Origin of the sequence: Duncaniella sp., from assembly GCF_029054785.1 — a bacterium.
GTDB lineage: Bacteria > Bacteroidota > Bacteroidia > Bacteroidales > Muribaculaceae > Duncaniella.
The window spans coordinates 1-9,031 of the sequence record NZ_JAIDEN010000115.1 but is presented as its reverse complement, the minus strand read 5'-3'; the positions used below and the strand labels follow the sequence as shown (position 1 = coordinate 9,031).

The window sequence follows — 9,031 nt, the reverse complement described above, 5'->3', positions numbered from 1 at the left end:
ATGCTCCTTCAATTCAGATCCATATCCACCTCAAAACTTTCGCTCAGATTTTAACTATTGTTATTAAACAACCTCTAATTATCGTCATGTCAGAAAAAAAAGAAATAATTCGTGTGGAGACTCTGCGGCGTGAATTCATGGTCGGCGGAGAGAAGGTGAAGGCCCTCCGGGGAGTCACCTTCACGATCCACGAAGGTGAGTTCGTCACCATCATGGGTACTTCCGGTTCAGGAAAGTCAACCCTGCTCAATCTCCTCGGCTGCCTCGACACCCCGACTTCGGGAGAATATGTCCTGGACGGAGTTTCCGTACAGTCGATGAGCAAAAACCAGCGGGCCGTGACCCGTAACCGCAAAATCGGATTTGTGTTTCAGAACTATAATCTGTTGCCAAAGACCACGTCGATAGAGAATGTTGAGCTTCCGTTGCTTTACAATTCTTCTGTTTCTGCCAAAGAGCGCCGTGAGAGGGCTATAAAGGCTCTTGAGGCGGTAGGGTTGCACGAAAGACTCTATCATAAGAGCAACCAGATGTCCGGCGGTCAGCAGCAGCGTGTTGCTATTGCCCGCGCACTGGTCAATGATCCGGTGATCATTCTTGCCGATGAGGCTACCGGAAATCTCGATACACGCACCTCATTCAGTATCCTGACTCTTTTTCAGGAACTCCACTCCCGCGGACGCACCATAATATTTGTAACCCACAATCCGGAACTGGCGGAATATTCCTCGCGCAACATTGTGCTTCGTGACGGCAAAGTGGTTGCCGACACCTGCAATCCATTTCCGAAATCCGCACGTGAGGCTTATGAGTCACTTCCTAAAGACAACGATTGACAATGAATCTAAGCAATCTCCTGAAAATAGCTCTCAAAGCTCTGAACAACAATAAACTCAGGTGCTTTCTGACCATGCTCGGCATCATCATCGGTGTTGCCTCGGTGATCACCATGCTTGCGATCGGCCAAGGTTCCAAAAACAGTATCAAGGCACAGATCTCGGAAATGGGGTCGAACATGATAATGATCCATCCTGGAAACATGCAGCGCGGCGGTGTGCGCCAGAGTGCAGATGATATGCAGACTCTGGAGGTCTCGGACTATGAAGCGCTCCAGTCTCTTCCCGGAATAGCTGCGATTTCGCCGTCGGTCAATTCCGGTGGCCAGTTTGTCAACGGAAACAACAACTATCCCTCGACAATGTACGGCATCACTCCTGACTATCTTGAAATCCGTAAACTCAAAGTCAAGGACGGAACAATGTTTACCGAACAGGATATAAAGCAGGCGGCGAAGGTCTGCATCCTCGGCAAGACTGTTGTCGACAATCTCTTCCCAGGCGGAGAGGATCCGGTCGGTAGGGTGGTGCGTTTCGGAAAGATCCCCATGACAGTCATCGGAGTGTTGGAGTCAAAAGGTACTAACTCGATGGGGCAGGACCAGGATGACGTTGTCCTCGCTCCTTACACTACCGTGATGAAACGAGTCCTCGCCATTGACTACATTCAGGGAATTTTCGCCAGCGCGGTCAATGAGGACGAGACAGAGGAAACCATTGAGTCCGTTACGGAAATGCTTCGCTCGCGCCATAAACTTAAAGAGGATGCCGACGATGATTTTCAGATCCGTTCGCAGCAGGAACTGAGCGAGATGATGAACTCTACGAGTGACATGATGACGGTGCTTCTTGCCTGCATCGCCGGAATCTCGCTTCTTGTCGGCGGTATCGGCATCATGAACATCATGTATGTTTCCGTGACCGAACGCACACGTGAGATCGGTCTGCGAATGTCGATCGGCGCGCGCGGCATCGACATCCTCTCCCAGTTTCTCATCGAAGCCGTGATCATCAGTGTCACGGGCGGTGTGATCGGGATTCTGGTAGGAGTGCTCGCTTCATGGCTTGTGACGGTTATCGCTCATTGGCCCGTCTATATACAGATGTATTCCGTCGGACTTTCCTTTGCGGTTTGCACCGTGACCGGAGTCTTCTTCGGCTGGTATCCTGCCAAGAAAGCTTCAAATCTTGACCCGATCGAAGCTATCCGATATGAATGATCATTAAAATTGCTCATACTTTCAATACACACACACAGATATAATAGAAGATTAGTTTATAAGCAGAAAAGATGTTAAGTGTTTAACAATGCGTCCGCTAAGATGTGAATCTTGGCGGGCGTTTTTTATAGGAATGCTGTTTGAAAAATTATTATCTTTGCAGTCTCATCGGATATTTAGAGGTTGTAAACAATCTCTTATCCTCGGATTATAATTACAGGACTTGCAATGAAAATATACAATATCTTTTTTTCGCCGACGGGCACATCCGCTAAAGTAGCCGCATCGGTAGCTTCTGGAATCGAAGAACTCATGGCCGCTGGGATCTGCGGATGTGACGTGACACGAAGATCCGCAGATCTTTGTCTCAGACCTCTGAAATCAGATATCGCGCTTATTGCCGCTCCCGTTTATGGCGGAAAGATGGCCCCTCTGGCAAAAGAGAGAATGAAAGGCATTGTCGCTGACTCCACGCCCTGTGTGCTGATTGCAGTCTATGGCAACCGGGCATTTGAAAATGCGGTCAAAGACATGGCTGAATTTGCTGAAAGTCTCGGCTTTGTGCCGGTTGCAGCCGCGGCCTTTGTCGGCGAGCATTCCTATTCGAGATCCGGAACTCCGATAGCCGAAGGCCGTCCCGACAAGGCGGATCTGGCAGACGCTGTCTCGTTCGGTCAGGCGATAGGAGAGCGGCTGAAAGAGGGGGCGATGTCTCCTGCCGATGTGGTCGGACTTCTTGATGAGCCGTCGCCTGAACAGTCGCTGGTCAGTTTCAGAACTTTCGTGATGGGATATATGGAGAGCCAGAAGGCCAATCCGGTACGCCTTTTGCCGGAGATTGACGTTGAACTGTGTTGCGAATGTGGAAAGTGTGTTGAGGTCTGCCCGACGGAGGCCATCGGCAGCGACTGCCATTCGATAGTTCCGGAGAAGTGTATAAAGTGCAGCGCCTGCGTCAAGATCTGCCCTGTCGGTGCGCGCAGCCTCAACTCGCCGTTCGCACCCGTGCTGTCCGAAAACTTTTCCCTTCGGAAATCACCGCGCTGGATTGTCGGCTGAGAGCTGGGAGGGTGTTTTCAATGCACCCTCTAAACCGCAGCCGGAATTTTGGTTTCACGTTTGCGGTTGTAGAGATAGTAGCCGATAATACATCCGCTTGTCAGAATTTCCGAAACGAAGAGCGAAAGCCATATACCGCTGACACCAAAGAGTTTTGGGACTGTCAGGAATGACGGCACAAGGAATATCAGTCCGCGAAGCAGGGCGAAGACTACTGACGGGACGGCTTTCTCGACGCTCTGAAAGTAGCCGATAGCCGTGAGATTGAAGATGTAGAATATAAAGGCTGCGGAGAAGATGGGGAATCCTCCGATGGCTATGACTGCGGCAGGACTTTCCGGTGAAAGAAAGAGCCCGACCATTGAGGTTGGGAAGATCACAAATGCCGCCGTGATCGAGAGACCGCAGAGTATGGCGGAGGATATGGCGAGCCGCTCGGCTGAAACTACGCGCTCCTTTGCTTTCAGCCCGTAGTTGTAGCTGATGATCGGCTGGGCCGACTGGGCTATCGCATTGCCGATCATGAACACAAATGGACAGTAGTAGCAGGCGACGCTGAACGCGCCGACACCGTCGTCGCCGATATAGCGCATGAACATGAGATTGCCCATCAGCATCAGCAGCCCCATTGTCGCCTCGCCGAGGAGTGCTGAAATGCCGATTTTGCATTGATAGCCGATGTTGCGGACGGTGAGTCTCAGGCTTTTCGCGCTGAGTTTGATCCGTATGATTCTGAGCGTAGAGGCAAAGAAGCCAAGATAGATCATCACCATAAAGCCCCCAGCCATGCAGCTGAGGAAAGTGGCCAAGGCGGCGCCTCTGATTCCCATGCCGAGCGGAAAGATAAAAAGGTAGTCAAGGATGACATTGAGCAGTCCTGGCAACACGTTGCACCACATGGCATATTTCGGAGAGCCGTCAAGCCGCACGACGAAGAGTCCGATAGCAGCCCAGATCTGAAACATGCAGGTGGCAAAAATCCAGGGCATATAGTCGAGCACACTTGATATCAGTGACTCCGAACTGCCTAAAATCAGTGCTGTCCGGCGCGGAGATGCGAGTGTCAGGATCAGAAACAGGCTGACGGCGATTGTTGCGACAAGAAGAGCCTGTGTGATATTCAGCCGCGCGGCCTTGACATTTCCGTCGGCAAGATGGATTGAGGAGACAACCGAGGCACCGACTCCGAGCATCAGTCCGATGCCCATCATCAGCATTGTTGGCGCTATGCAGATGTTGACGGCGGCAAGAGCTTCACTCCCAAGTCCGCGGCCGATGAAGATTCCGTCAGTGGCTGTTACCGCACACAGTGCGAGCATTCCCAGCAGGGTCGGTACAAGATAGATTCTGAACAGGCTGGGGATCGAAACTTTCCCCAGATCAATAGCGTCACGTTTCATAAGAGAAATTATCAAAAGGGGTTTGACATAAAAATAGCTGTATAAGAATCTTGGTTTTACCCGATCATCTTATCCAGCATCATACATTTATGCCCTCCGATGAGGATTAACTCACTTCTGTTTGTTGAGCCAAAGGTTACAAAACGCAATCTTATAATCAGCGGTGCAAAGGTAGTCATAAATTCCGAAGCAGCCAAAATTTATTCGATTCCGGTCGTTTTGCGCTTCTTTGAGACCGCTTGCCGGAGCAGATGTCTGTAAGTCCGTGAAATAGGAATTTCTCCGGTCGGTTGCAGGGTCAAAGTGCTGTTTGTGATGCTTTTGATGTGGTTTATGTTTACAATATATGATTTGTGGATACGGATGAATGTTTCGTCCGGCAAATCGGACAGGATTTCTTTCAAAGTGCTTCGTGCCACGATACGGTCATTAGGGGTGAAAATGCGGATATAGTTTTCGATGCTTTCGATATAGATGATGTCGCTGATATCGATTCGATGTATTTGTCTGTCAGCGCGGACAAAAATCTGATTCGCCGGCGTTGCCCCGTGTTTGAAACTCAGATATTCACGGGCCTTGTCGGTCGCTTTGACGAATCGTGGATATGAAACCGGTTTTAACAGATAGTCGGTCACGTCAAGTTCGTAGCCGGAGATTGCATATTGTTCATAGGCTGTTACAATAATTACGGCTGACCGGACTGTCCGGTTGGCAAGGAACTCCATTCCGGACATAATGGGCATACGTATGTCCATGAACACAATGTCAGGAGCCGCGTTTCTGTCGAGATATGCCGAGAATGAGACTGCATCCTGAAACTCGGCCACACAACTGAGGCCGTGCGTCCGGTTTATGTAGCTCCTTAATCCATAACGGGCTGTTGGCTCGTCGTCAACGATTACGCATGTCAGAGTTGGAATGTCGGTCATAGCAATAAGTGAAGGTGTGCTGAATAGATTCCGGAATCCTGCATGAGTGTCAGTGAGTATTTGTCTTCATACAGTAGTTCCAGCCTTTTTCGCAAGCTGGACAATCCGATTCCGGAATTATGGTTGTCGGGATTATTGGCGGTCTCCAAAGGGACGGTGTTTTCGACCTGAAAATCGATGGTATCCGGAGTGCGTGTGAGAAGGACTGATATTTGTCTTGTGGATCCGCCTCCGGAATGTTTGACGGCGTTCTCGACAAGAGGCAGAAGCAGATGCGGATGGATCCTTGACGACGGATAGCTTTCATCCAGACTGACTGACAGGTTCAGCGAATCGCCATAGCGGATCCGGCAGAGCTCGATGAAGCTTGTCAGTGCAGAGATTTCTCTGGCTATCGGGACCGGGCTGTCGTCATCATAAAGTTGGGCCCGCAGGAGGTTTGCAAGATGCTCTACGGTGTCGCGGGCAACGGTGTTTGTCTCTTCGATGCTGAAATAGATGGTGTTGAGCATGTTGAAAAGAAAGTGAGGGTGATATTGGGATCTTAGAAGCCGCAGTTCGGTTTCGATCCTTGCATTGCGGGCTTCTTTCTCCTTCAGCCTGGATGCGGAAAACAGGCTGTCAATATAGTTCGTTTTCATAGTGGTGTATAACCACAGTGACATCAGGCCTGTGATCACAATGGGTATGACAAGCAGTGTTGTCTTCTCATATAGGTCTGACTCGTGGGAGATGCTCATGATGATTACCGCCAGTAAAGTCGGGAACAGCAGTACGGTGCCGTATTCCAGCATGAAGTTCAGATGCTTTCCGGTGCTGAACCTTACCCATTTTCCGGCAAGATGGAAGCAGAGATAGCTCCCGCACATGATGCCTGCCAGCTCGGTTGCGATGAATCCGGCTGAATGAACCATAAAGTAGTTTTCTCCCGGCGGCAAATCGTTGACAAGCCTGATGACAAGAAACAGGATGGCTGCGAATATCAGAGGGGTGAATTTCATATCACTGATGGGTCTTGCGATTGTTGAAGTTTACAAATTAACTCGATTCATTTCATCTATCAAAGTGTTTCCGGCTTCTTTTTTTAACGAACGGCTATTTCCTTTGAAACGGAACGAAAGGGAGATTCCGATTTTTCGCATGTTCTCGAATTCGCGTTCTGAGAGAGTCGCTTTTCGGCCGGAAAGAAGTATTGTCGATGTCGGGTGGTTGGTGTTGAATATGTCGCGCATATAGACTGAGAGGCTGATCTTGTTGCTGAGGAATGATTTTTTCAGTCCGATGTGGGTTGTCCAGATCGGTGAGACCACAGCCTGACCGTAGGCCATACGTCCTTTGTATTCAGCACTTATTTCAGCCGTGATATCCCAGGGTAGTGTCAGGCGGTTTTTCAGCGTTCCCATAGGGGTGAACAGCACATTCGGTCTGATTTCGGTCTCAGCCGGAAAATGATAATTGGAATACAGCATTGTAGCTGTCGCTGACAGATTCCAGCAAGGTCCGATCCTGAGATTGTTTGCTGAAAGAGTCAGGATCAATTGCAGATGACGGGGCAGGTTTTCAGGTGACACGTAGACTATCCCATCGCCAAGTTCACGATAGCATTTCATGATTTCGTTTTCGGAATAATTTTCGGTTATACTTGCCCTCATCCACGAACCGTTGGTCCATACGGCGCTGACTGAATTGGAGATTGACTCTCTGAGCCGGATATTGCCTCCAACGTGTGTGATGTCATCAAAAAGGTGGATGAAAGGATCAAGATCAGCAAAGCGCGGACGTGTCACTCTGGTTGAATATGAAAGCATCCATGTGCCGGCTGACAAGGTGCTTGCCATCAGTGAGACGGATGGGTATATGCGGAATCCGTGGCGTGAGATGTCATGGCTGTCGGCACTTTCGTTGCCTGAAAAGTCGGAATTCAGGTTGCTTTCTTCGGCTCTGAGACCTGCGGTTGCGGTCAGAAAGCCGTATCTGGCCTTTGCCTCTGCATAGAGCGCGTTGACGTTTTCGGAATAGCCGAATGAGGAGCCGAGAGATGCCGAATGGTCCTTAGAAGAAGCCTGTTCTGACTGATCAGAATAGATGCCGAGATTACTCATCCGGATATATGACGTGCGCAGTCCGGCTGTGATCTCCCAATTGGAAGAAAGCGTTTTTTGCCAGTCGAAATTTCCGACAAGTCCGAATGTATTGCCTGACATATCACCTTTGATGGATGTCGACGCATTGTCTTCCATCAGTTGATTCTCTGTGTTGTCGTGATTGAAAAAATCGAAAGACAATGTCCAGCCGTTCTTGGAACCTGAAGCCTGTTTCTTGAGATATGCCCCGCCATAGACGTTGTGGGTTATGAAACGGGCTGAGTTGTTGGTTATGATAGGGTTGCCGTCAATAGGAGTGATCGTTGTCATGCTTGCGGGTTCTTTTCTGTTGGAGTGATTGTAGTTCAACGATGCACCCAGGCTTAAATTGGAGTTGGTTTTGTAGTCATAGGATAAGGCGATGTTGTTCATGAGATCAGTTCTTTCACGCCGATATGTCTGGAGGAGATTTTCGGAATATCCGGGATAAGGTCTTTCGGTGATCAGGTCAGTCGGGTTCAGTGCGGAGAGCGAGGAGCAGATCAGAGTCAGGACATGTCCTTTGCAGGAATACTCTGTGTGTATGGCGCCGTATATCCGGCGTGTTTTCCAGATTTGGGCGTTGGAATTTAGACCGATAGAGAATCCGTCGGTATTCTTACGTCGCCGTTGAATGTTTATTGTAGTGACGGGGCCCGATGCTTCTCGTCGGGCGCTTGGAGCCGTGATGATGTCAATTTTGTCAATATCAGAAGATGGAGTGGCGCGCAAAAAGGCGGTCAGAGCCTCACCGGTGAGGATTGATTTGCGTCCGTCGATGTTGACTGTTATGCCGCGTTCGCCGTTCACTGATATTTTGCCATCTGATTCGACGGATACACCGGGAATTGACTCTAAGGCATCATAGACTGTGTTTCCGGAGATGATTGCTGATGGGATATAGGATATGCGGTCGGCTTTTACGATCGAGGTCGGACGTGTTGCGGTGACTGTGATTTCTTTCAGATCTGTAAAAAAAGCGGAATCAGTTTGAAGTTGATTCTGATAGACAGTTTGCCCGGTGGTGATCGCAGTGTCGGCACTGCATGGAGAGATCGCTTGACATTGCAAAAGCAAAGAGATGAAAAGACTCTGGAACATTCTTTTTTTCTGCAAATATATTTTGAGAAAAGCAGATCGACGGAATCATAGTGACAAAAGACCGGAATATTGTGACAGGATGCAGGTTCAATTAATGGTTAAAATTATTGGTATCCGTCCAAATCTCTAAAAAAGAGAACTTCAACTTTTCTAACTGTCAGATTACCACCATTAAGCAAAGTTACAACCATCATAATTACTGATAAAAAAGCCTATTCAAAAAGAATTATTGGCATTTTTTACAATTTTTTTTGGCCATAGACATCTTATTTACAGAAAAACAACTAACTTTGCCTACTGAATAAGGCTCTCTTTTTTAGAGATTTGGACGGATACCAATAATTTTAACCATTAATTGAACCT

The 9,031-nt window shown here is 48.8% G+C and carries 7 protein-coding genes; 3 read left to right on the top strand and 4 right to left on the bottom strand.

What is annotated here, in order from left to right; all coding sequences use genetic code 11:
- The first annotated feature begins 86 nt into the window (after positions 1 to 86).
- The 3 genes from K2H17_RS07645 to K2H17_RS07635 all read left to right on the top strand — a co-directional run bounded on the left by K2H17_RS07645 (position 87) and on the right by K2H17_RS07635 (position 3,115).
- The gene (locus K2H17_RS07645; RefSeq protein ID WP_300133374.1) at positions 87 to 836 is read left to right on the top strand and encodes an ABC transporter ATP-binding protein; all 750 of its coding nucleotides are present in this window, start codon (positions 87 to 89) and stop codon (positions 834 to 836) included.
- A gap of 2 nt (positions 837 to 838) precedes the next feature.
- On the top strand, positions 839 to 2,056 hold the full coding sequence (locus tag K2H17_RS07640; protein ID WP_300133371.1) for an ABC transporter permease: 1,218 nt from the start codon (positions 839 to 841) through the stop codon (positions 2,054 to 2,056).
- 228 nt (positions 2,057 to 2,284) lie between these two features.
- Entirely contained in the window at positions 2,285 to 3,115 is an 831-nt protein-coding gene (locus K2H17_RS07635) for a 4Fe-4S binding protein (RefSeq protein ID WP_300133368.1), read from the top strand.
- 29 nt (positions 3,116 to 3,144) lie between these two features.
- Here the strand turns inward: K2H17_RS07635 and K2H17_RS07630 are convergent, their stop codons facing one another.
- The 4 genes from K2H17_RS07630 to K2H17_RS07615 all read right to left on the bottom strand — a co-directional run bounded on the left by K2H17_RS07630 (position 3,145) and on the right by K2H17_RS07615 (position 8,668).
- The gene (locus K2H17_RS07630) at positions 3,145 to 4,515 is read right to left on the bottom strand and encodes an MATE family efflux transporter (protein ID WP_300133365.1); all 1,371 of its coding nucleotides are present in this window, start codon (positions 4,513 to 4,515) and stop codon (positions 3,145 to 3,147) included.
- A 200-nt stretch (positions 4,516 to 4,715) separates the two neighbouring features.
- The gene (locus K2H17_RS07625; protein WP_300133363.1) at positions 4,716 to 5,444 is read right to left on the bottom strand and encodes a LytTR family DNA-binding domain-containing protein; all 729 of its coding nucleotides are present in this window, start codon (positions 5,442 to 5,444) and stop codon (positions 4,716 to 4,718) included.
- The gene (locus K2H17_RS07620; RefSeq protein ID WP_300133360.1) at positions 5,441 to 6,445 is read right to left on the bottom strand and encodes a histidine kinase; all 1,005 of its coding nucleotides are present in this window, start codon (positions 6,443 to 6,445) and stop codon (positions 5,441 to 5,443) included. Before K2H17_RS07620 ends, K2H17_RS07625 begins: the two co-directional genes overlap by 4 nt.
- Before the next feature lie 30 nt (positions 6,446 to 6,475).
- Positions 6,476 to 8,668, bottom strand: a complete 2,193-nt coding sequence (locus tag K2H17_RS07615) for an outer membrane beta-barrel family protein (RefSeq protein WP_300133357.1) — start codon at positions 8,666 to 8,668, stop codon at positions 6,476 to 6,478.
- Positions 8,669 to 9,031: the final 363 nt, after the last annotated feature.

Bases quoted from the DNA above. Each gene is read 5' to 3' on its own strand.
- K2H17_RS07645 (WP_300133374.1), top strand. From the start codon at position 87: ATGTCAGAAAAAAAAGAAATAATTCGTGTGGAGACTCTGCGGCGTGAA.
- K2H17_RS07640 (WP_300133371.1), top strand. From the start codon at position 839: ATGAATCTAAGCAATCTCCTGAAAATAGCTCTCAAAGCTCTGAACAAC.
- K2H17_RS07635 (WP_300133368.1), top strand. From the start codon at position 2,285: ATGAAAATATACAATATCTTTTTTTCGCCGACGGGCACATCCGCTAAA.
- K2H17_RS07630 (WP_300133365.1), bottom strand. From the start codon at position 4,515: ATGAAACGTGACGCTATTGATCTGGGGAAAGTTTCGATCCCCAGCCTG.
- K2H17_RS07620 (WP_300133360.1), bottom strand. From the start codon at position 6,445: ATGAAATTCACCCCTCTGATATTCGCAGCCATCCTGTTTCTTGTCATC.
- K2H17_RS07615 (WP_300133357.1), bottom strand. From the start codon at position 8,668: ATGTTCCAGAGTCTTTTCATCTCTTTGCTTTTGCAATGTCAAGCGATC.
- K2H17_RS07625 (WP_300133363.1), bottom strand. From the start codon at position 5,444: ATGACCGACATTCCAACTCTGACATGCGTAATCGTTGACGACGAGCCA.